We start from the raw sequence: 22,494 nt of genomic DNA, 5'->3' as shown, positions 1-22,494 counted from the left end.
CCCCGCGCGGACGGCCCCGCGCGGACGGCACTGCGCGGGCGGCCGGGCCCTCGCGCGGTCAGCCGGTCCGGTCGTCCCAGGGCACGCCCGGGCGGAGGCCGCCCTCCCCGTCCAGCAGGCGGCGGGCGGTCCGGCGGCTGTCTTCGGCCACGGTGATCCGGACGCCGTCGAATCCCGGCCCCCGGGTGGCGTCCAGCGCCATGCGGGAGGTGGTGCCGTCGGCCGTCGAGGACGGGTCGAGAGGGCTGCCCGGCAGCCCGTCCACGACGAACACGTCGCGGTGCGGTTGCAGGTGGGTCGCCAGCGCCCACAGCACCTGCTCGTCCCGGGTGACGTCCACGTCCTCGTCGACGGCCACGACGGTCTTGAGGTAGGGGTCCCAGCCCAGCAGGCCCAGCATGACCTGCCGCGCCTGACCGGGGCGGCTCGGGCGCAGGGCGACGTAGGCGTGGAAGTGGGTGCCGGAGGTGGGATAGTGCAGGGCGGTCACCTCGGGGAAGCGCTCCCGCAGCTTCTGCGCCATCTCCGACTCGCGGGGGATGCGGGCGAGGTTGAGGTGCTCGGCGGTGTTCCCGCCGACGACGTCGAGGAGCAGGGCGTCGCGGCGGCGCAGCACCGTCTCGACGGTGAGGACGTTGTGGGTGGAGCGGTCGGAGGAGTAGCCGGAGAACTCGCCGAACGGCCCCTCGTCGGCCCGCAGTCCGGGGTCGATGACGCCCTCCAGCACGATCTCGGCGCTCGCCGGGACCCGGATGCCGTGCCGGGGGGTGCGCACGACCTCCAGCGGCTCGCCCAGCAGGCCGCCGGCGATGTCCCGTTCGTCGGTCCCCGGCCCGACCCGGGCGGAGGCGGCCAGCATGAACAGGGGGTGCGCGCCGATCACCATCGCCACGGGCAGCTTCTCCCCGCGGTCGGCGGCGAGCCGCAGCAGCTGCCACAGGTGGCCGCGGGAGTGCAGGCTGGTCGCCAGCTGGTTGCGCCCGTGCACCATGGACCGGTGGTAGCTGAGGTTGCCCGCCCGCCCCTCGGCGCCGGCCGGCGCCTCGGCGGCGATGACCCCGCTGGTGATGTAGGGGGCGCGGTCGGACGCGAAGTGCCGGATGAGCGGCAGGGCGTGCAGGTCCACCGCCTCGCCCTCGGTGACGCACTCCAGCACGGGACCGTCCGGCACGACCCGCGGTGCGGTGGCGCGCGCGGCCGCCGCCTGGTAGGCGCGGTGCAGCCCGGCCGGGTCGGTGCCGAGCAGACGGGCGACGCGGCGACGGGAGGCGAAGACGTTGGTGACCAGCGGCGTGCCGTCGAGTCCCTCGACGGTGCGGCACAGCAGCATCTCCTCGCGCCCGCGCGCCGCCAGCTCCAGGGCCAGCGCCGCCACGTCCTCGCCGGCGATCTTGTCGTCGACCGTCAGGACGTCCTGCGGGTGGCGGCGGGTGTAGTCGGCGAGGAAGACGCGCAGGTCCTGCGTGCTCGCGGGGCGGGTCGGCTGCATGGCGGCACTCCAGTCCTCTGCGGGTCCACGGGAGGGGAAGGGGGCCCGGGGCCCCGGTGCGGGCCCCGGGCCGGACACGGCGTCCCGCGCGTCAGGAGCGGCCGGCGGCCGTCGAGTCGAGCGAGGCGTACGTGTCCTTCATCCGCAGCTGCGCCTCTTCCACGTTCCGCGGCGGCGGGGTGGGCTTCAGGCCGAGCAGCTTGGCCATGTTGTTGCCGAGGTAGCCCTCCAGGTCCTCCTCCGAGAGGTTCATGCCCTGGGGCGGCGGGCCGCAGAGCACCTCCAGCTCACGGGCCCACATGCCGGGCTCGTTGGGCGGGGAGTCGGTGCCGAAGACCATCTGGTGCCGTTCCATCTGCTGCGCGAACTCCACGATGCGGGACTGCAGCAGCCACCCCGACTCGCCGTAGACGTTCGGGCTGTCGAGGATCATGTACAGGGCCTCGAAGCAGTACACGCCGCCCGTCTGCACGCCGAAGTGCGCCAGGATGAAGTTGACGTCCCGGAACTCCCGGATGATCGGGTAGAACTGCGTGGGGATGGAGTACGGGCCGTCGCCGGTGTGGATGAGCACCACGACACCCAGCTCGTCGCAGACCCGCAGGACCGGCCGCAGCCAGTCCAGCGCCCGGTCCGGGCGGTAGGCGTGCATGTTGGCGTGGAGCTTGACCATCTTGTAGCCGTACTCCTTGACGTGGAACTCCAGCTCCTTCGCGCCGTTCTCCGGCCCGAAGCGGGGGTTGTACATGAAGTTCCCGATGAAGCGGTCGGGGTACGTCGTCACCAGATGGGTGATGTACGCCATGTAGTCGCGGATGCCCTCGCGGCCGGTGCGCATCCCCTCCTGCCAGACGCTGTTGCCGGGCGGGGGCATGATGCAGCCGTAGTCGATGCGACGCGGCTTGCCGTTGATCATGTACGGCCGGTCCATCATCTCGAGCATGCGCTCACCGGTGAACGGTTCGCCGTCGTGCCGCCACGCCTGGTCGACGATGTTCGTCGGATGCATGTGGGTGTCGATGATCACGTTCTGTCCTTCCTGGGTCTGGCCTGTCGCTGCGGCGCGAAGTCGCCTCCCCGCCGTGTCGAGCCGTGCAGAACCGTCTGGAGGGAACCCGTCGGGCCCGCCTCACCCCCTTCCGGCGATGTCGTCGGGTCGCACCGGCACCCTGGCCAGCTCCAGCCCCGTCGCGTCGCGCAGGGCGTTGGCGATGGCCGGCGTGGAGGACAGGGTCGGCGGCTCGCCCACCCCGTTCAGCCCGTACGGCGAATCGGGGTGCGGCAGTTCGAGGAGGTCGATGGGGACCGTCGGCATGTCGGCGATGGTCGGGATGAGGTAGTCGGTGAAGGAGGGGTTGCGCACCCGGCCCCCGGAGACATGCAGCTCCTCCATCACCGCGAGCCCGAGCCCCTGGGCACTGCCGCCCTCGATCTGTCCCTCCACCGCCAGCGGGTTGATCGCCTTGCCGACGTCCTGCGCGGTGGCCAGCTCGACCACCTTGACCAGACCGAGCTCGGTGTCGACCTCGACCACCGCGCGGTGGGCGGCGAAGGCGAAGGCGATGTGCGCGTCGCCCTGGCCGCGTTCGGGGTCGATGGGGTACGTGCGACGGTGCGCGTACTCGTACTCCACCTCCAACGGACCGTGTTCGGCGAGGAGTTCGGACAACGGACCGTCGCCCAGGGCGGCCAGCCGCTCCCGCAGGGCCTTGCAGGCGCCCTGGACCGCGCCGCCGCTCATCCACGTGATGCGGGAGGCGGAGGACGAGCCGGCGTCCCCGACCGCGGTGTCCGCGGGCAGCACCACCACGCGCTCCACGCCCAGTTCGGTGCGGGCTATCTGCGTCTGCACGGTGACGATGCCCTGACCGCACTCGGCGGCCGCGGTGTGGATCTCGGCGACCGGCTCGCCGCCCACCAGGGACAGCCGGACCCGGGCCACCGAGCGGTCGTCCACGCCGCCGGAGAAACCGATCGCCTTCACCCCGATCGCGTAGCCGACGCCGCGTCGGACGGACTCACCGTGCGTGGTGTTGTTCAGACCGCCCGGCAGGGCGAACGCGGACGTGGCGCGGTCGGGGGCGGGCGGCAGCGGGCGGTCGCGCAGCCGGCGCAGCAACTCCGCGGCGGGGGCGGGCCCTTCGACGACCTGGCCGGTCGGCAGCACCGTGCCCGTCGTCATGGCGTTGCGCAGCCGCAGCTCCAGCGGGTCCATGCCGAGCTCGCGGGCGAGCCGGTCGAGGTTGGACTCCACGCCGTAGCAGGACTGCACGGCACCGAAGCCCCGCATCGCCCCGCACGGCGGGTTGTTGGTGAAGACGGAGAACCCGTCGATCTCCGCGTGCGGCACCTCGTAGGCGCCGGCCGCGAAGTAGGAGCCGTTGGCGATGACGACCTGCGACGTGGACGTGTAGGCGCCGCCGTCGAACAGCAGCCTCGCCTTGACGTAGAGGATCTTCCCGTCACGGGTGGCGCCGTGCTCGAACCACATCTTCGCCGGGTGGCGGTGGACATGGCCGAAGAAGGACTCCTCGCGGTTGTAGCTCATCTTCACGGGCCGGCCGGTGTGCAGGGCGAGCATCGCCGCGTGGATCTGCACGGACACGTCCTCCCGGCCGCCGAACGCGCCGCCGACGCCCGAGAGCGTCAACCGCACTTTCTCCGGCGGCAGCCCGAGCGCCGCGCACATCTGGTGCTGGTCGTCGTGCAGCCACTGCGTGGAGACGAGGACGTCGACGCCGCCGTCCTCCCCGGGGATCGCCAGCCCGGCCTCGGGGCCCAGGAAGGCCTGGTCCTGCATGCCGACCTCGTAGACCCCGCGGGTGACCACATCGGCGAGCCGCCGCGCCTTTGCCATGTCGCCGTGACGGATGCGGACATGGCGTACGACATTGCCGCGCCCGCCGTCGACGCGCTCCTCGTGGACCAGCGGGCCCACCCCCCGGACGGCGTCCTCCGGGTCGGTGAGGGCGGGCAGCTCCTCGTACTCCACGTCGATGAGGCGCAGGGCCCGGCGCGCCGTCTCGGGGTGGTCGGCGGCCACCAGCGCCACCGGCTCGCCCTGGTAGCGCACCCGGTCCGCCGCGAGGACCGGCTGGTCGGCGACCTTCATGCCGTACCGGGGGCTGCCGGGCACGTCCCGGTGGGTGAGGACCGCCACCACGCCGGGCAGCGCGAGGGCCCGGGCGGTGTCGAGGCGCACGATGCGCGCCGAGGGATGGGGACTGCGCAGCGTGGCTCCCCACACCATGCCGTCCCAACGCAGGTCGGAGGCATAGGCGAAGGCGCCCCGCACCTTCAGCGCGCCGTCCGGGCGGGGGGCGTCGTCGCCGACCCCGTGGCCGGCGACGAGCCGCTGCCGGGTGCCGGTGGCGGTGCTCACGGACGATCACTTCCCTTCTCACGGACAGTGGTGCGGGACGGTGTGCCGCGAGCCGGGGGTTTTGGCCACGGCCCCTGGAGGGCCGGGACCGGAACTCCTCGGCGGGGCGAGGCGGTCCGGGTTACGGCACGGCCCGGACCGGTGTGGAGCCCCGGCCGGGTTCCGGACCCGACGCGATGGCCTGCGACAGACGGATCCGCAGGCGGCGTACGTGCTCGCGTGCCGCCTGCTCGGCCGCGTCCGTGTCGCCCGCGGTCATCGCCTCGAAGATCCGGCGGTGCTCCTCGAGCGCGAGCCGCGGTGCGTCCGGGCTGCGCCACAGGGAGTGCAGCGCCAGGTGCGCCTTGCCCTGGATGGTGTCGAGAGCGGCCGTGAGATGGGCGTTGCCCGCGACCTCGCGGATCAGGCGGTGGTACGCCATGTCCATCTCTATGTGCAGCTTCTCGTTCTCGCCCGAGGCCACGACCCGCTCGTGGTCCTCCAGCAGCTCCCGCAGCTCGGCGACCTTGGTGGCGTCGAGCCGCTCGGTCGCGAGCCGGGCCGCCAGCCCTTCCATCACCTCGCGGACGACGTAGAGCTGGCGGACGTCCTCCACGTCGACCGTGGCGACCACGGCACCGCGGTGCGGTACGTGGGTGGCCAGGCCGTCGTGGATGAGGCGCTGCACGGCCTCTCGTACGGGGCTGCGGCTGATGCCCATCTGGGCCGCCAGGGCCGGCACGGACAGGGAGTCCCCGGGCTGCAGGCGGTTCGCCAGCACGGCGCCCTTCAACTCCTCGTACGCCTGGTCCGCCAGCAGGCTTCCTCCTGCGACGGGATTGACGGCCCGTTCGGTCGGCATGATCGCCATCCCCTTTGTCATGGTGTCTCTGCGACTCGGCCTTCATGTTGCATGTAATCCACGGGACCGTCAACGGGCTGCGGTGCTTTCTCTTTCCGTCGGGACAGCCGCAGATGATGGAAGAACAGGTTGAGGAGTACGGCGGAGAGGGTGCCGAGGATGATGCCGCTCTCGAACAGTGCATGCAGTTGCCGCCCGGGCATCTGCTCGGCGAACTGCGGATACGCGGTCGGCAGGAAGCCGATGCCCACGCTGGCGGCGACCAGGATCGTGTTCCGCTGGTCGGTCAGGTCCGCCTGGAGGAGGATCTGCACGCCCACCACCGCGATCGTGCTGAACAGCACGATCGTCGCGCCGCCCAGCACCGAGGCGGGCATCGCGGCGATCGCCGCCCCGACCTTCGGCACCAGCCCGAGGAGCAGCATGATGACGCCGGACGCGGCGACCACCCAACGGCTCTTGACCCGGGTGAGCCGGATCAGGCCGATGTTCTGCGAATAGACGGTGGTGGGGAAGGAGTTGAGAACGCCCGCGACCGCCGTGGCCAGGCCGTCCGCGCGCAGGGCCCGGACGACGTCCTGGCCGTCGACCTTCCGGTCGACGATCCGCCCGACGGCGAAGAACTGGCCGATGCTCTCGATCGTGATGATGATCATGACGAGCATGAGGGACAGCACCGCCATCGTGTCCCAGCGGGGTGCCCCGTAGTGCAGTGGCGCGGCCATGCCCACCCAGGCCGCGTCCGAGATCTTCGAGAAGTCGGTCCGGCCGGCGAAGGCCGCGACCGTGGTGCCCACGCCCAGCCCCACGAGGATCGCGACCGTCGCGAGGAAGCCGCGCGAGAGCTTGTACAGCAGCACGATGACGGCCAGCGTCACCGCGGCGAGACCGAGGTGCGCGGGGCTGCCGAAGTCCTGGGCCCGCGTGTCCCCGCCGCCCACCTGCCGGGCCGCCACGGCCAGCAGCGTGATGCCGACCACCGCCAGGATGGTGCCGGTGACCACGGGAGGGAAGAACCGCACCAGTCTGCTGAAGAGAGGGGCTATCAGGAACAGCGCGAGCCCCGCCGCGATCACGGCCCCGAAGACGGTGGGCAGGCCGGCCTGGGCACCGCCGGCCGCCAGTCCCACCGACACGAGCGAGGGCACCGCGGTGGTCGACGATCCCTGCACGATCGGCAGCCGGATGCCGATGCCCGGCAGTCCCACCGCCTGGATGATCGTGGAGATTCCGCACGCGATCAGCGAGGCGTTGATCAGCGTGCCGACCTCCTTCCCCTCCAGTCCGATGCCCTCCGCCACCAGCAGCGGCATGACCACGGCTCCGGCGTAGAACGCGAGGACGTGCTGGAAGCCGTAGAGGGCCAGCCGCCACACGCGCGGCACCTCGTCCACGGGATCCCGCGGGTCTCCCGGCACCGGCCGTGGCCGGTCCTGACCTCCTGGGCGGAAACGGAACATGTGCGTTCTCCTTCCTCCGCCGCAGCCGCGACGGAATCCCTGCGCCCGCACGATGAATATTGCATGCAACCTAGGCTCGCTCCGAGGGCTGTCAATACGTCGCGCACGGCGGCCTCTCGCTGCCGAGACCGGTCGACCGGCACTGCCTACCTGCTCAGGGCCATCAGGTCGGGCTGTTCAACAAGCCGGGAAATCACGGTCCGTGCGCGTCGGGGGTGACGACGGGACTCTTGACACCGATCAACCGGGCTGCGTTACATGTTTTGGGCAGGCAGGTGGTCCAATGCCTCCCGCCGCACCCGCCGGTGACCTCCCGTCAAGGGCAACCGTTCGGCGCCTCCGGCCGTGAGCCCGCCTCGGAGCCGGAGCACACCCCGTCCGCCCACGGCACGGGGCGGCCCCCGCCGCCCAGGAAAAGGAGCGGCATGTCTCCCGCGTCTTCCCCCGCCGGCGACCGGCACTGCGACCTGCTGCTCACCGGCGGAGCGGTCGTCACCGTCGACGAACACCACACGATCCACCGGACCGGGACCGTGGCCGTCACCGGCAACCGGATCGTCGCGGTGGGCTCCGAGCGGGACATGGCCGACTGGCGGGCCCCCACGGTGCTCGACTGCCGAGGCCGGGCCGTCCTGCCCGGCTTCGTCGACGGCCACACCCACCTCTACCAGGCCCTCGTCCGCGGGCTCGGCGAGGGCATGTCGATCGTGCCGTGGCTGTGCGAGTTCATGTGGCCCTGCTCCATCGCCGTCACCGGCGAGGACGCGGTGGCCGGCGCCCGGCTCGCCGCCGTGGAGGCGATCAGGGCGGGCATCACCACGGTCGTCGACAACCACTACGCGCCCACCGACCTGGCGACCGTCCTCGCGGTCGCCGCGGCCGTCGAACAGTCCGGACTCCGCGGAGCCGTGGCCCGCGGCATCGTGGGCGAACGGACACCGCTCGCCGCCCGGCGCGGCCAGCCCGAGGCCCTGTTCCGGTACTCCGCGAAGGAGGAACTGGACATCACCCGGGACGCCGTACGGCGCCGCCCGCCGGGAACCAAGGTCGAGATCTGGCCGGCCCCGCTCAACCTCACCTACGTCGACCAGGACCTCGTCAGGGCGAGCGCGGCACTCGCCGGGGAACTCGGCACCCGCTGGCACACCCACTGCTGCGAGGGCGGCGACGATCCGCGCAGCTACCTGGAGACCTACGGAATCCGGCCGGTCCGGTGGCTGGCGGCGGAGGGCCTGCTCGACGAGCGCGCCACCCTGGCCCACGCCGTCTGGCTCGACGACGAGGAGATCACCCAGGTGGCGACGGCGGGCGCGGGCATCGCGCACAACCCGGCGTCCAACGCCTATCTCGCCTCCGGCACCCTCCGCCTGCGCGAACTGCGCGAGCGCGGAGCCACGGTGGCGCTGGGCACCGACGGACCGAGCTGCGGGCACCGGCAGGACATGTTCGAGTGCATGAAACAGGCGGTCCTCGCCCAGCGGCTGCGCACCCTCGACCCGACCGCGGCCCGGGCCCGCGACGCGCTGGAGATGGCGACCCGCGACGGCGCCCGCTACGCCGGGATCGACGCGGGCGTCCTGGAGGCCGGACGCCTCGCCGACCTCGTCGTCGTGGACCTGGAACGGCCGCACCTGCGGCCCCTCCACGACCTGGAGAGCACCCTCGTCTACTCCGCCAGGGGATCCGACGTCGTCGTCACGATCATCGACGGGGAGATCGTCTACCAGCACGGACGCTGCCTGCGCGTCGACGAGCGGGCGGCCGTGGAGGAGGCCCAACAGCGCGCCGAACGGCTCGTCGCCCGCGCGGGCCTCCACCGTCCCGGCACCCACGAGGCGGCGGCCCGTGCCCGGGGGTGACGTGCCGGCCACCGCTCCCGCGCGGCGGCCCCGGCTGATCGTGGGCGTCACCGGCGCGAGCGCGCCGCATCTCGCCGTCCACCTGCTCACCACCCTGCGCGCACTCGGCACCGTGGAGACCCACCTGGTGATGTCCCGCGCCGCACACCGCACCATCGAGCTGGAGACCGGCCTGCGCCCGGCCGACGTCGCGGCCCTGAGCGACGTGCCCCACCCACGCGGCGACATCGCCGCGGACATCGCCTCGGGCTCCTGCCCGACCATGGGCATGGCCGTCGTGCCGTGCTCGATGAAGACCCTCGCGGCCGTCGCCCACGGCTACGGCGACGACCTGCTGACCAGGGCCGCCGACGTCTGTCTGAAGGAGCGGCGCAGACTCGTCCTCGCCACTCGTGAGACCCCGCTCAGCCTGATCCACCTGCGGAACATGGTCACGGTGACGGAGGCGGGCGCCGTCGTCCTGCCGCCCGTGCCCGCCTACTACCACCGCCCGGCCTCGCTCGACGACCTCCTCGCCCATGTGACCGGGAGGATCCTCGACCAGTTCGGCATCGAGCACGAGGTGTTCCCCCGCTGGCAGGGCCCCCGGGACACCACCGACTCCCCTACCGGAGGACACGTATGAACAACAGCGAGAAGATCCCGGTGACCGTCCTGACCGGTTTCCTCGGAGCCGGGAAGACCACCCTCGTCAACCACATCCTCACCGCGCAGCACGGACAGCGCATCGCGGTCGTCGAGAACGAGTTCGGCGACATCCCGATCGACAACGACCTCGTCGTCAACTCCGACGAGGAGATCTTCGAGATGTCGAACGGCTGCTGCCTGTGCTGCACCGCCCGCACCGACCTGATCGACATCCTGGGCAGCCTCCGCAGGCGCGACCGCGTGGACCGGGTCCTCATCGAGACCAGCGGCATGGCCGACCCCAACCCGGTCGCCCAGACGTTCTTCGTGGACGACGACGTCGCCGCGCACTACGCGCTCGACGCCATCGTCACCCTCGTCGACGCCAAGCACGTCACCGGCCACCTCGACGCGGCCACCGCCGACGGCGTCGGCCACCAGGTCGTCGACCAGATCGCGTTCGCCGACCGGATCGTCCTCAACAAGGTCGATCTCGTCGACGAGGAGCACGTCCGCGCCCTGAAGACCAGGCTGCGGGGCATCAACGCCACCGCCGAGATCATCACCTCCAGTCACGCCGACGTCGACCTGACGGCCGTCCTCGGGATCGGCGCGTTCGACCTGTCCCACACGATGGCCGTCGACCCCGGCTGGCTGGACGAGCGCGACCACCACCACGACCCCGGCGTCGCCTCGGTCAGCGTCGAGCTCGACGGAGCCCTCGACCGGGCGGCGCTGGAGAAGTGGCTGGGGGAACTGGTGGAGCGGCGGGGCGGCGACCTGTACCGGCTCAAGGGCATCGTGGCGCTCGACGACCACCCCCGCCGCTTCGTCCTGCAGGGCGTGCACCGGATGTTCGACCTGCGGCCCGCCTCGTCGTGGGGCAGGGAACCGCGCACCGGCAAGGTCGTCTTCATCGGACGCGACCTCGACCGCGACGCGCTCACCGCGGGCCTCCTCGCCTGCCGGCAGGACGCGCGGACCCCGCAGGATGCGGATGTGTAGTACAGGTGGGAGTCGTCCGACGTACCCGAACACCGAGGCGGGAAAATGCAGTTCACCACGCGACCGACCCTCCAGGGCACCTTCGGCATGGAGGTCCCGGGGCCGGGCCGCTGAGCTGGCCTTTTGCCAGCCGTTAAGTGCATGACCTGCGGAAACACGTCTTTCGGCGTCTTTCAGCGGGGTACGGGCTTATGCCGCAGGAACTCCCCAAAGCCTCCCCCGCCGACGAGAAACTCCCCAGCGGCTCCCCGGGGGAGCGGCTCGGAAGCGCCAGCGGAAGGCCGCTTACCTGAGCAGATCTGGGACATCGATCCCGCCACCGCCCTGAACGTCGGCCTGGCCAGCCGACGCGGCCCACTGTCTCCCGCCGCCTCGGCTTCCTGGCCACGGCCCACACGGAGGCCGACCATCGCCGATAAGGGCGCCGAGGTCCTGCCTCCCGCCCAGCAGATTTTTGACGTCCTCACCGCCGCCACGACTTCACCCGCGGCTGCACCTCGTACGACGACTGGTCGTGCGAGCGGTACCTGTGCGAGGGCGCGATGATGCCCGAGGGCGGCATCTACCAGCTCCGCGACAAGGACGCCATGCTGCTGGGCGCGGTGGGACACCCCGGGTGCCGGGTCACGTGTCGCGGTGGGGACTCCGATCCCGATCCGCCGCGGCTTCCGCCAGTACGTCGACCTTCGCCACATCCGAGCCTTCGAGAGCATCGATAGCGCGGCGAGGCAGCGGGTGAGGTCGGCTTCGTCGTGGTCCGCGAGAACGTCGAGGGCGAGTACAGCGAGGCCGGCTGCCTACCTCGACCGCTACCTCTCCCGCACCGACCTGCACTACGAGCTGCTGTGTCCGAACGTGCCGGTGCCGGTGCCGGTGCCGGTGCTGGTGTCGGTGCCGAGGCGGAGGCACGGCCCGAGCACGGCCCTGCATCGTGGCACGGCTGCTCCACGGCATCGAGCGTCGGGAGCAACCCCGCGCCGGGACCACTGTCCGTATGGTCCAGCGCCCGCACACCCGCCCGTCATCCACCTCGGGCCGACTCGAACCTGCCGGACACCGTGGCTGCCGAGGACACGCCCGGCGAGAACCACGAGAGGGACGAGCCGGCAGGCTGCGCTGCTGGTCGTGCTCTCCGTCGGCATGGGCTGATCCGCAGCCGCTCTCGACGGCGCTGCCGCCCGGCAGCACCCCGCGCGTCCCCGTGCACAGTGAGACCGCAGTCGGTGCGCAGATACGCAAAGGCTGTTGTCCTCGCGGCCCTACTGTGGCCGCGGACGGCCCGGCGAATCCCCGGATCCGCGCGACGGGCTGTCCTGTTGGAAAGCACGACACTCAGCACGAGGTTCAGGAGTCCCCATGTCGTCGTTCACGTTCGAGCCGGTCCAGCCGGTCCTGGAGCCGGCTGCGGCCGCCTTCGCCGAGGCCACCGCCAATCCGCCCTACCTGTTCGATCTCGGCCCCGTCGAGGGCCGCAAGACGGTGGACGAGGTGCAGTCCGGCGAGATCGCCAAGCCGGCCATCGACGAGGAGTGGATCACCGTCACCGGCGGCCCGACGGGCAGCGTGCGGGCCCGGATCGTCAAGCCCGCCGGCGCCGAGGGCACCCTGCCGGTGATCCTCTACATCCACGGCGCCGGCTGGGTCTTCGGCAACGCCCACACCCACGACCGGCTGGTGCGCGAACTCGCCGTCGGCACCGGCGCGGCCGTCGTCTTCCCCGAGTACGACCTCTCTCCCGAGGCCCGTTACCCGGTGGCCATCGAGCAGAACTACGCGGTGGCCCAGTGGATCGTCACCGAGGGCGCGGCCAAGAACCTGGACGGCACCCGTCTCGCCGTCGTCGGCGACTCCGTCGGCGGCAACATGAGCGCCGCCCTGACCCTGATGGCCAAGGAGCGCGGCGACGTCCCCTTGGTCCAGCAGGTGCTGTTCTACCCGGTGACCGACGCGAACTTCGACACGCCGTCCTACCACCAGTTCGCCGAGGGCTACTTCCTCCGCCGGGACGGCATGCAGTGGTTCTGGGACCAGTACACGACCGACTCCGCCCAGCGCGCCGAGATCACCGCCTCCCCGCTGCGCGCCACCACCGAGCAGCTCACCGGCCTGCCCCCGGCGCTGGTCATCACCGGCGAGGCCGACGTCCTGCGCGACGAGGGCGAGGCCTACGCGAACAAGCTGCGCGAGGCCGGCGTGCCCGTCACCGCCGTCCGCTACCAGGGCGTCATCCACGACTTCGTGATGCTCAACGCCCTGCGTGAGACCCATGCCGCCGAAGCCGCCATCACCCAGGCCGTCACCGTCCTGCGCACCGCACTCGCCACCGGCTGACGCCGACTCCGGTCACTCGTTACACGTGGCACAGGCACGGTCGTCACTCCGTTCGCACCGTTCGCCTACCTCCCCCGTGAAGGCTCGTAGTCGGTGCGGCGCCATTGCGGAGATGCAGTTCTGGCATCTCCGTGGTGGCGCCGCAGCTCTGCGCGCCCTCGCGTCCGACGTGCCTCTCCCCGGTCCGGTCCCGTCGCTGAAGCATGTCGGTCGACGCCGACCGGACCGCCGTGTGTTCCGTCCGAACACGTCTACTCTCGTGACGACCAGCCTGGGCGAGTGGAATACGGACCATAGGGTTGTCCCTATGGTCCGCACATCGAACCGGTGTGCATGCTGGAAGCATGTACATCAACATCGTCGTCGTGGACGACGACCCCGAGTTCCGTCGCATAGCCGCACTGTTGCTGACGGCGCGGGGACTGCGTGTGGTGGCGGAGTCCGGGGACGGCGCCGAGGCCCTGGCTGCGGTGCGGGCGCACCGCCCCCACGGGCTGCTGCTCGACCTGCACCTGCCCGGTCTGGATGGTCTGAGAGTGGCCCGTCAGATAGCCGAGGAGGACGACCCACCACGGATCGTGCTCACCTCCACCGATGAGTCGTTCTGGTCGCAGCAGGAGCTGGAGAGCGCGGGCATCGAGTGTTTCGTGGTCAAGGACAAGTTGTTCGACGCCGATCTGCGGGCCTTGTTCGCCGCGACCCCGCCCTGACCGGGTCGTCCGTCGGCCGCCTCTACTGTCCGAGATAGCGCAGCACCGCCAGCACCCGCCGGTGCCGGCCGGATGCCCCTTGGCTGAGCCCGAGTTTCATGAAGATGCCCGTGACGTGCCGCTCCACGGCCGCGACGCTCACGAAGAGTTGCTCGGAGATGCCCGTGTTGGAGTGGCCCTCGGCCATCAACGCCAGGACCTGACGCTCCTTCGGGGTCAGACCGGCCAGCGGGTCCTCGGGACGTTTGCGCCCCAACAGCGCCGAGATGACGTCCGGGTCGAGTGCGGAGTCCCGCGCCACGACCCGTTGGACGGCGTCGATGAGAAGCTGTGGGCTGGCCACCTTCTCCTTCAGCAGGTAACCCACACCGCTCGGATCGTCCCCGACCAGGTCTAGGGCGTAGGACGCGTCGAGAAACTGAGAAAGGACGATGACCGCGGTCTCCGGCCGCGCGGCACGGATCTTGCGCACCGCCTCCAGACCGTCCGCCTCCAGCGCCGGTGGCATGCGGATATCGGTGATCACCACGTCGGGCAGGTGCTCGTCGGCGGCGCGCACGAGATCCACCGCGTTGTCGACGGCCTCGACCACGTCCACTCCCGCAGTGCGCAGAATGGCCGCGATACCCTCGCGCACGATTGGCTGGTCTTCCCCGAGCACCGCCCGAAGTGGTTGGCTCATGACCGCATCCTAGCCTCCACCTCCCGCACGCCTGTTTGACGAGGTACTGGCGGGCGGCGAGACTTCCGGGGTCACGCGGTGGCGGCTTCCGTGTCGACCTCGCGCGCGTACAGGCGGGCCAACTGAGCTCGGGAGTGCACGCCCAGCTTCTCGAAGGCATGCCTCAAGTGAGTGTTCACGGTGTGCGGGGAGACGAACAGTCGCTGTGCCGCCTCGCGGTTGGTGGCACCGTGTGCGACCAACCGCACGACGCCCAGCTCCGATCTGGTCAATCCGCGCCACTCCGTGTCCGCGGTGGTGGAACACACAGGGCCTGCGACGGACAGTGCCCGCCCGCCGAGCGCGCGCAGCTTGCTGCGAACCCGCCGGCTGTCACGCTCGGCGCCGCCGGCGTCGTACAACGACAGAGCCTTCTCGTAGTGGGGAAGGGCGCCGCCGACTGCGGCGGTGTTGTCCCCGGCATGCTCCAGGGCACGAGCCTGTAGCAGAGGACGGACGTCGCCGTGGCGTTCCGCCGCATCGAGCAGCAGTCCGGGATCGTTGGCGAACAGGCCCCGCGCGTGAAGGGCGGCGGCGGTGAGGAGCGGCAGGCCGGGGTTGCGCTGGGCCCGGTCCTCGGCGAACGCGACCGCTTCGGCGGCGACTTCCCGGTGTCCGGCGGCGAGCGCAGCCGCCACCAGCAGCATCACGTCCCCGGTGTCGAAGCAGGTGGTGTACAGGAATCCGCGGCGCAGATGGGCGGCCGCCGCCCGGAGCCGGTCCGGTGCCAGCACCTGGTTGCGACAGTGCGCAGTCAGCAGGGCGATCCATCCTCCAGCGCCCCGCAGCCGCGGATGGTCCTGTGCGAGGTAGGTCTCCGCCAGGGCCGCGCACGACTCCAGTTCGGCGTCGTCGCCGGTGTGGAGGGCGGTTCGGGCCCTGATGTACGCCACGGCGGGTTCATGGACCGCGGAGACAACCGATGGCCGCGGACCGGACGTCACTGCGGCCAGTTCGCGAGCCGCGTCGGCCGGCCTGCCCGCGTCCAGCAGCAGCCCTGCCCGCGCGGTCCGCCACAGGGGCAGGTAAGTCAGGCGACCGCTCCTCTCCGCGTCCGCCAAACCACTCTCCACGAGCTCTGCGGCCGCCTGGCCGGCACCCGTCAAGGCCAGCAGCGCGGCACGCCAGGCCATCGACAGGACCGCTTCCGGCAGGGCGGAGCCGTCCGCCGGATTCAGTTCGGCGGCCTTTACCGGCACGGCCTCGATGCACTCGAGAGCATCCGCCCATCGTTGGCGGCGGCCGGCGCGCATCGACCGCAAGGTGTGCTGAGTCATGTCACCGAGGGGATGTGTGCCAGGCGCGCGTACCAGACACCCTTCCGCCGCCCGAACCGTATCCTCGGCCTCACCGGCCAGCAGGCGGCGCAACATGATCGCCGACAGCAGTTGGTCCTTCACCGACGGCGGCACGTCGTCGTGATGGATTGCCCGACGCAGGTGGGCTTCTGTCCGGGACGCCGGGAACATGATGTCTGTGCGGACCAGTTCCAGGCACACCTGAGCGTAAGTGACAGCGTCCGGTGGTGCCTGGAGCACCTCGTGGCCAAGGGAGCGCGCCTCGTCGATCTCGCCGGTCTCCCGCAGCAGCGGCACCAGTCGGGCGGCCAGTCGCATCCGCCGGGACGGCATGGTCCGGCTCAGGCCCATCGCGCGACGCACGTGTGACGCGGCTGTGGCCGGCGCCATGGGGGCCACTTCCCTGGCCGCGTCCTCCAGGACGCCCAGGGCGCGCTCGTCACCGGGCTCGGCGATCTCGGCTATCTCCGTCGCCAGGAACACCGGGGAGGTGCCGTCCGAAAGCCGCAGGTCGACCGAGCGGCGACGCAAGGACAGCCGTACGGGTGAGGGCAGTGTGGCGGCGACGGCTTCGCGCACCCGAGGATGCGTGAAGGCGAGGCTCTCCTGTCCCGCCCGCATGAGTCCAGCAGCCATTACCTCCCGCAGCGGCCGCATGAGTGAGATCTCGTCACGGCCGATGAGTCGGCACAGATGCCTGACACCGACACCGGCGCTCAAGGCCGATGCCGTCAGTACGAGGTCCCTCGCGCTCGGTGTCAACTGCTCCAGGCGACGGCTGACGACGGCTTCCGTCACCATGTCCCGTCCGGTGCGGGGACCACCGCTCAAGCCGTCCTCGGGGGCGAGCAGGGAGCACAGGTGCCCGACGGCGCCGGGCAGACCGCCGAGAAACGGCAGATACGGTTCGGCCTCCCCGGCCCGTCGTCCCAGCAGGTTCCGGACGAGAAGCTGTACGTCCGCAGGTTCCCAAGGGCCCAGCTCAAGCCGGGCCGTCCGCTCCCCGATCAGATCGCGTCGCAGCGTCACGACGGCCGGTACGTCCAGATGGGACCGTGCGGCAAGCAGCCACAACACCGGCAGGTCGATGAGACGCGAGGTGAGTGTGCGGACGGCGAGCAGGGTGTGACTGTCGCAGTGCTGTACATCGTCAAGGACAACGAGGAGCGGGCGGCTGCGGGCGAATTCCCGCAGCCGGTCCTCGATCCAGCGTATCGACCGGTGTGGGAATCCGGGTCCGTCGATGCCGGATACGGACGCTGGCGAGAGGGCGTCCAGCAACGGTGCCAGTGGCGACAGCCCATCACCGCCCCGCCCGTTCAGGATCAGTGCCCCGGCCGCACTCGCTTCCTCGGCAGCCAGTGCCAGCAAGTGGGACTTGCCGGAGCCGGCGGCGCCCTCGAGCCACAGCACTCCGCCCTCGCGCCGGTGTACGAGGCGCAGTACCGTCATGAGGAACTGCCGCGGAGGCGATCCAAGCGGATGCGAGATCGTCCCGGAGCCTCGGCCGGCGGTGCCTGTCGTCGGTATGCCAGTCGCTCGGAACAAGACAGCCCCCATTGGTGATCCGTGGTTCGTGCGGCAGGGACGGCTCTCGCGCCGGGCCACGGGTATCACAACCGCCAGGCCCGGTCGCGATCGGTCTCGGTGGCTCTCTCGTGGCCTTCGGAGACGTCCTGCGCTCCCGAGACACAGGATGCGTAACGGCGGTGGCCAACGGCTGTAAAGGCGGCCAGCGAGATGCAGGGAGGCAGTCCACATGACAGCTGTGGGGTAAACCCTACGGAAGTTGCGGGAGCCCCGAGGTGGCGCGAGGGGTGACACGACAGACCCCACGTCGGCTCGAGCGGAGACTGGAGCCTGTGTGGCTCGCGTACAAGAACCGCACATGACACGGGTGGGTACTTCCGAAACCGAGCGCCGATGCTTCCGAGAGCGTTCCGGTATACGGGCGGTTGCCGGGCCCGGTGGCACCCTCGCGCGGGCGGCCGTGCTGGCCGACTCACTACTCACCGCGACTGCAGGGGGGCATGTTGATCGTCGTTCGGATGCGGCCCTGGCGCCCACCGGAGCACTCTCTGGAGCGCCTACGGCCGCTCAAGGAGTCGTGTGACTGCTCGCAGCACGCGGGTGCGGGGCGCCGACGACGGTGCCGGCTGCTGTCTGCAGGGGGCCTGGCTTCCCTCCTGCAGAGTGCGGCCTTGCTGCACGGCGGAATCAGCACTGTGTCCTGGTTCGGCCTGTGGATCGGCAGATGGTGAACGCGATGACGGCATCGGCTGGTCTGCTGATGGCAGCGCTCCTCTTCGTGACCCTCGCGCCGATTGCTCACGAGGGCGAGGAATCAGTCGAGTATCGGAATCTGTATCCGGATGACGGTGCCGCCGCCGGGCGGGGAGTCGATGTCCAACCCGCCATCGAAGGACGCCACTCGGTCCGCCAGTCCGGTCATGCCACTGCCGGCGGTCGCCTTGCCGACGCCGCCGATTCCGTCATCGGCCACCCTGATCCGCAGCATGTCGCTGAACTCGACATGGACGTCGATACGAGATGCCCGGGAGTGTTTGACCGCGTTGGTGACGGCCTCGGCCACCACGAAGTACGCGTTCGACTCGATGGTCGGAGAGATCCTGCGTTCGTCCTTGCTCTCGACGATCGTGGGCACCGCACATCGGCGCGCCAGGTCGTTCACTGCCGCTACCAGGCCCTTCACCGTGAGCACGAGCGGGTATATTCCGGTGGCCAGATCCCGCAGCTCGTTGACGGCCGTCTGAGCGTTGTCGATCGACTTGTCCAGTAGATCGGTCACGGCCTTCTCCGTGTCGGGAAGCATCTCCCGTGCCAGCCGGAGCCCGATCATCAGGCTCACCAGGCGCTGCTGCGCTCCGTCATGCAGGTCTCGGGCAGTACGCCGATGGACGGCTGCGGTGCTCTCCATGATGCGTCGGCGGCTGCCTTGGAGCGAGGCGGCCATGTTGTTGAAGGAGGTACCCAAGGTTCCGATTTCCTTCACCCTGCTCGGCGGCACCCGTACGGTCAGGTCACCGTCCGCCAGTTTCTCCGCGGCCGCCGCTGCCCCGCGCACAGGCCGCACCACGGCGCGGTGTTGCAGCACAGTGAAAATGGCCACCAGTCCGATCGACGCCGCAAGCCCGATGGCGGCGGCAACGACTGCCTGATGGCTGTTGGCTCTCGCGGCGTCTTCCCGCTGGTCCAGTTGGACACGCTCGTTCGCCACGTAATGGTCGAACTGCAGCCGTAGGGCGTCCATGAGTTCCTTGCCCTTGGCGGCATGCTCGAAGTCGGAAGCGGCAGGATCGTCCCGACGGGCCATGTCGACGAGAGGAACCGAGTAGTCGTAGAGGAAGGACTCGACTCCCCGCGCGATGCGCTCGGCGGCACGCTGCTGGTCCCGCGAGGTCGTCATCTCAGTGAACTGCTGTCTCTCCTTGGGCAGTGCTTCGCGTGCCGCATGCCACGGGGCGAGGAACTCCTCACGCTCGGTGATGATGTAGCCACGTTGCCCTGTCTCCATGTCTATGAGGAGTTTCTCCATGGTGCCGGCTTCGACGAGAGCGGATCGAGACGCGCGCCTGGCGGAGATGGAGCTGTTGGCGTCGGAGATCGCCCACAGCAGGACGGCGAAGCCTGCGCCGATCAGCAAGGCGAGCAGACCGCTCGCCACGACCGTGAGGCTCGTCAGCCCCAATCGCTGGCTTCTGTGTTCCTGCGCCGTTCTCATGGACCGCCCACCGGTGAAGTCGATTGAGACAAGAGTGTGCAATGGGCTCACAACTGAACAGAAGAGTGATCGGACAAGTGTGCTCTGAGGGGCAGGTCGAGCTTTGAGGTGGACCTGTCGGGATGAGCCTGCGATCACGTGCGCTTGCGGGCAGGGCCCGGTGCGCTCCCGGAAAACGCAGGGGCGGCATCGCATCTAGGTTCAGGGGGAAGAGGCCGGTTCTCGGTACGAGCCCTCGTTGGCATCGGCTCCGCGGTCTTGGCCCCTTCCCTCGATCACGACACTGGGAGACCCGATGAGCACCCCGACCGGTATCGATCCCGATGTTCCGCCCAGCGGCACCGGCTGCGTCGAGTGCGAGGCCACCGGTGCGTGGTGGTTCCACCTGAGGCGCTGTGCCACCTGTGGACACATCGGCTGCTGTGACGACTCGCCCTCACGGCACGCCACCGCGCACGCCCGCACGAGTGGCCACTCGATCATCCAGAGCTTCGAACCGGGGGAGGGCTGGTTCTGGGACTACGACACCTCCACCCTGTACGAGTCGGGTCCGCTGTTGGCCCCGCCCCGCAGCCACCCGATCGATCAGCCCGTTCCCGGCCCCCTGGGACGGGTGCCGACCGACTGGGCGGACCGCCTCGGCTGATCTCTCCGCAACGTCCCGCTGAAGTGCGCTCCGCCGCGATGTCCTCACACGGGCAAGACCGCGATCGTCGAGGGCAGCGCGCGGCGCACGGTCTCCGGCGCACGGCGGCGCTGTGGTGGGCCGTGCGGGACAGCTTCGCCGGGGACAGCGCCTACCTCGTCCTCGGGGTGGTCGGCCTCTCCTTGGTCATACTCGGCACCCATCTGCCGGCCTCCTCGCGCGCCGCGCACGCCCGCACCGCGGCTCCCCGGTGAGCCGGGCGGCCGACCATGGACGGATCAGTCCTTGGCCGGCTCGGTGACCACGGGCTGCAGCAGCCGCTTGGGCTGCAGCAGCGCGCGGCTGACCGGGTCGGCCGGGTCGGGGGCGAGCCCGGGGCCGGGCAGCATCTCGACGTCCGGCACCGGAACGGGAACCCCGCAGGCGGGGCACTCACCGTACTGTCCGAGCTCGGTGCCGCAGCCGGCGTGCCGGAAGATCCGCAGTGGAGCGACGTCGTAATTGTCCCGTCCCCACGTGGACAGGGCGCGCAGGGCCGGCCACAGGGCGATGCCGCGGTCGGTGACGACGTACTCGTCCCGGGGTGGTGACTCCTGGTACCGGCGTTTTTCGAGGACACCCTCGGCGGTGAGCGTCTGCAGGCGGCTCGCGAGGACAGCGCGCGGAATGCCGAGGTGAACCAGGAAGTCGTTGTAACGCCGGACGCCGTACAGGGCGTCACGCACCACCAGCAGCGTCCACCGTTCGCCGACGACCTCCAACGCGCGGGCGATCGAGCACTCCTGCTGTGTGTAGTCCTTGCCCAGTGCCATGCCTCCCACTGTAATCGCCGTCCCCTAATCGGTTCAGTGAACGAATCTACAGTGCTAACCTCCCCACCTGATGGTTCGTTCATTGAACTGTTGCTGCCCGGCGCATGCCCCGGCCACGACCGGTGCATGCGCGAGCCCGGAAGGACAGACACGTCGTGAATGACACCACGAGCGGTCCCGGCGTCGCCACACGGACGAGAGCCAAACCGCTGCGCGCAGGCCTCACCCTCGCCTTGACCAGCGCGGGCACAGCGCTCGCCCTGATGACGTACACCGCGCCGATGGTGACGCTCCCCCAGACCGCCGAAGACCTGCACACTTCGCTGTCCGCCCAGGCATGGCTGCTCAACGGCACCCCACTCGGGCTCGCGGCCCTGCTCCTGGTCGCGGGGAGCCTCGCCGACGACTACGGCCGCCGCCGGGTCTTCGTCTGGGGCACGTTCGCCCTCGGGCTGACAACCGCCCTGGGCGCGCTCGCACCGTCGACCTGGCTGTTCACCCTCGCCCGGATCGCCCAGGGCGCGGCGAGCGCGGCGCTTCTGGCGAGCGCCCTGGGGCTGATCGTGCACGCCTTCACCACCACACGCGGCCGGTTGCACGCGACCGGCATATGGGGCGCGTTCGTCAGCGGCGGCATCGCGGTGGGCCCACTGCTCGCCGGCGCGCTGCCTTCCTGGCGCCTGGCGTACGGTGTGCTGGGCGTCGCCGCGCTGGTCGTGGCCGCGCTCGGCGCCCGCGGCCTCACGGAGTCCCGCTCCTCGCGCGCGGGCCGGCCGGATCTCGCCGGGGCAGCGGCGTTCGGACCGGCCCTGGTCGCCCTGGTGGCAGCGCTGACACTGGGACGGGACGGCTGGCTGCGGGCGCCGGTGATCGCGCTGCTGGCGGTGGCAGTGCTGCTCACAGCGCTGTTCGTGCTGGTGGAACGACGGGCCGCAACTCCAATGATCGATCTGGCCCTGCTGCGGCGCCCGCTCTTCCTCGCCTCGTCTGCCGGCGGGCTGTTCACCGGGCTCGCCGTGATCGGTCTGTTCAGCTTCCTTCCGACGCTGCTGCAACAGGCGCTGGGGCTGTCACCGATCAGTACGGCATGGCTGTTCCTCGTCTGGTCCGGACTCTCGTTCCTGGTGGCCCTGTTCGCCCGCCACCTCGGCAGCCGCATATCGGCCCGCCACCAACTGGCTCTCGGTTTTGTCCTGCACGCTGGCGGGACACTGGCGCTCCTGGGTGCCATCGGCGCCGGTTCCTGGCCGCGGCTGCTGCCCGGCCTGATCGTGGCCGGCGTCGGCAGCGGTCTTCTCAACGCCGCGTTGCCGCTGCTGGCGGTGGACTCGGTACCGGCGACCCGCGCCGCGATGGGCTCCGGTGCGCAGCAGACTTTCCGTTACATCGGCTCGTGCGCCGGGGTGGCTCTGACGATCGCACTCACGGCGTCGGCGGGAAGCACCGCGCGGGGCGCGGACACGGCGATGGTGGTGTCGGCGGTCGTGGCGCTGGCCGCGGCGGGCGGTGTGGCACTTCTGCGGGAGCGGAACGACGGCGTGACGGCGGACCGTTGAGGAGTTCGTCCCAGG

Annotated in this window: 17 protein-coding genes and 1 pseudogene; 9 read left to right on the top strand and 9 right to left on the bottom strand. The window is 70.6% G+C overall.

Going from position 1 to position 22,494, the window contains the following annotated elements; genetic code table 11:
• Positions 1-58: 58 nt before the first annotated feature.
• From ACIRFH_RS12075 to ACIRFH_RS12055, 5 genes are all read right to left on the bottom strand, one after another.
• A complete protein-coding gene (locus tag ACIRFH_RS12075) occupies positions 59-1,489 on the bottom strand; it encodes a UbiD family decarboxylase (RefSeq protein ID WP_403519457.1) in 1,431 nt (476 codons plus the stop codon).
• Between the two features lie 91 nt (positions 1,490-1,580).
• Positions 1,581-2,516, bottom strand: a complete 936-nt coding sequence (locus tag ACIRFH_RS12070) for an amidohydrolase family protein (protein ID WP_403519455.1) — start codon at positions 2,514-2,516, stop codon at positions 1,581-1,583.
• 102 nt (positions 2,517-2,618) lie between these two features.
• On the bottom strand, positions 2,619-4,871 hold the full coding sequence (locus ACIRFH_RS12065) for a molybdopterin cofactor-binding domain-containing protein (protein ID WP_403519453.1): 2,253 nt from the start codon (positions 4,869-4,871) through the stop codon (positions 2,619-2,621).
• A gap of 121 nt (positions 4,872-4,992) precedes the next feature.
• Positions 4,993-5,712, bottom strand: coding sequence for a GntR family transcriptional regulator (locus tag ACIRFH_RS12060; protein ID WP_403519452.1), 720 nt, complete (start codon positions 5,710-5,712; stop codon positions 4,993-4,995).
• A gap of 17 nt (positions 5,713-5,729) precedes the next feature.
• Positions 5,730-7,172, bottom strand: coding sequence for a nucleobase:cation symporter-2 family protein (locus tag ACIRFH_RS12055; RefSeq protein ID WP_403519450.1), 1,443 nt, complete (start codon positions 7,170-7,172; stop codon positions 5,730-5,732).
• Between the two features lie 425 nt (positions 7,173-7,597).
• On the opposite strand from ACIRFH_RS12055, the gene ACIRFH_RS12050 reads away from it, so the two are divergent.
• The 6 genes and pseudogenes from ACIRFH_RS12050 (at position 7,598) to ACIRFH_RS12025 (ending at position 13,704) form a co-directional block, all read left to right on the top strand.
• Positions 7,598-9,031, top strand: a complete 1,434-nt coding sequence (locus ACIRFH_RS12050; protein WP_403519449.1) for an amidohydrolase family protein — start codon at positions 7,598-7,600, stop codon at positions 9,029-9,031.
• On the top strand, positions 9,018-9,656 hold the full coding sequence (locus ACIRFH_RS12045; protein WP_403519447.1) for a UbiX family flavin prenyltransferase: 639 nt from the start codon (positions 9,018-9,020) through the stop codon (positions 9,654-9,656). Before ACIRFH_RS12050 ends, ACIRFH_RS12045 begins: the two co-directional genes overlap by 14 nt.
• Positions 9,653-10,663: a CobW family GTP-binding protein gene (locus ACIRFH_RS12040; RefSeq protein WP_403519445.1), complete on the top strand. Its 1,011-nt coding sequence runs from the start codon at positions 9,653-9,655 to the stop codon at positions 10,661-10,663. The genes ACIRFH_RS12045 and ACIRFH_RS12040 overlap by 4 nt, the downstream gene beginning before the upstream one ends.
• Positions 10,664-11,071: 408 nt before the next feature.
• Positions 11,072-11,457, top strand: a pseudogene (locus ACIRFH_RS12035) (isocitrate/isopropylmalate family dehydrogenase); the annotation flags it as partial.
• Between the two features lie 562 nt (positions 11,458-12,019).
• The gene (locus ACIRFH_RS12030) at positions 12,020-12,994 is read left to right on the top strand and encodes an alpha/beta hydrolase (protein WP_403519443.1); all 975 of its coding nucleotides are present in this window, start codon (positions 12,020-12,022) and stop codon (positions 12,992-12,994) included.
• A gap of 344 nt (positions 12,995-13,338) precedes the next feature.
• Positions 13,339-13,704, top strand: coding sequence for a response regulator (locus ACIRFH_RS12025; RefSeq protein ID WP_403519441.1), 366 nt, complete (start codon positions 13,339-13,341; stop codon positions 13,702-13,704).
• A 22-nt stretch (positions 13,705-13,726) separates the two neighbouring features.
• Here the strand turns inward: ACIRFH_RS12025 and ACIRFH_RS12020 are convergent, their stop codons facing one another.
• The 3 genes from ACIRFH_RS12020 to ACIRFH_RS12010 form a co-directional block, all read right to left on the bottom strand.
• Positions 13,727-14,386 carry a response regulator gene (locus tag ACIRFH_RS12020; protein ID WP_403519439.1) on the bottom strand — a complete coding sequence of 220 codons (660 nt, stop codon included), beginning with the start codon at positions 14,384-14,386 and terminating at the stop codon, positions 13,727-13,729.
• A 71-nt stretch (positions 14,387-14,457) separates the two neighbouring features.
• Positions 14,458-17,175 (bottom strand): LuxR C-terminal-related transcriptional regulator, encoded by a 2,718-nt coding sequence (locus tag ACIRFH_RS12015; RefSeq protein ID WP_403519437.1) that lies wholly within the window; start codon positions 17,173-17,175, stop codon positions 14,458-14,460.
• Between the two features lie 892 nt (positions 17,176-18,067).
• A complete protein-coding gene (locus ACIRFH_RS12010; RefSeq protein WP_403519435.1) occupies positions 18,068-19,408 on the bottom strand; it encodes a CHASE3 domain-containing protein in 1,341 nt (446 codons plus the stop codon).
• 352 nt (positions 19,409-19,760) lie between these two features.
• On the opposite strand from ACIRFH_RS12010, the gene ACIRFH_RS12005 reads away from it, so the two are divergent.
• Both ACIRFH_RS12005 and ACIRFH_RS12000 read left to right on the top strand, forming a co-directional pair.
• Positions 19,761-20,111: a UBP-type zinc finger domain-containing protein gene (locus ACIRFH_RS12005; protein WP_403519433.1), complete on the top strand. Its 351-nt coding sequence runs from the start codon at positions 19,761-19,763 to the stop codon at positions 20,109-20,111.
• A gap of 122 nt (positions 20,112-20,233) precedes the next feature.
• The gene (locus tag ACIRFH_RS12000) at positions 20,234-20,365 is read left to right on the top strand and encodes a hypothetical protein (protein WP_403519431.1); all 132 of its coding nucleotides are present in this window, start codon (positions 20,234-20,236) and stop codon (positions 20,363-20,365) included.
• A 24-nt stretch (positions 20,366-20,389) separates the two neighbouring features.
• Here the strand turns inward: ACIRFH_RS12000 and ACIRFH_RS11995 are convergent, their stop codons facing one another.
• Positions 20,390-20,923, bottom strand: a complete 534-nt coding sequence (locus ACIRFH_RS11995; RefSeq protein WP_403519429.1) for a winged helix-turn-helix transcriptional regulator — start codon at positions 20,921-20,923, stop codon at positions 20,390-20,392.
• Positions 20,924-21,078: 155 nt separating this feature from the next.
• On the opposite strand from ACIRFH_RS11995, the gene ACIRFH_RS11990 reads away from it, so the two are divergent.
• Entirely contained in the window at positions 21,079-22,479 is a 1,401-nt protein-coding gene (locus ACIRFH_RS11990; RefSeq protein WP_403519427.1) for an MFS transporter, read from the top strand.
• The last annotated feature ends 15 nt before the right edge of the window (positions 22,480-22,494 follow it).

The sequence above is a fragment of the Streptomyces sp. NPDC093586 genome, assembly GCF_044764905.1.
Taxonomy (GTDB): Bacteria; Actinomycetota; Actinomycetes; order Streptomycetales; family Streptomycetaceae; genus Streptomyces.
Note: the sequence above shows the minus strand (reverse complement) of the source record. Positions and strands in the feature narration are given on the sequence as shown.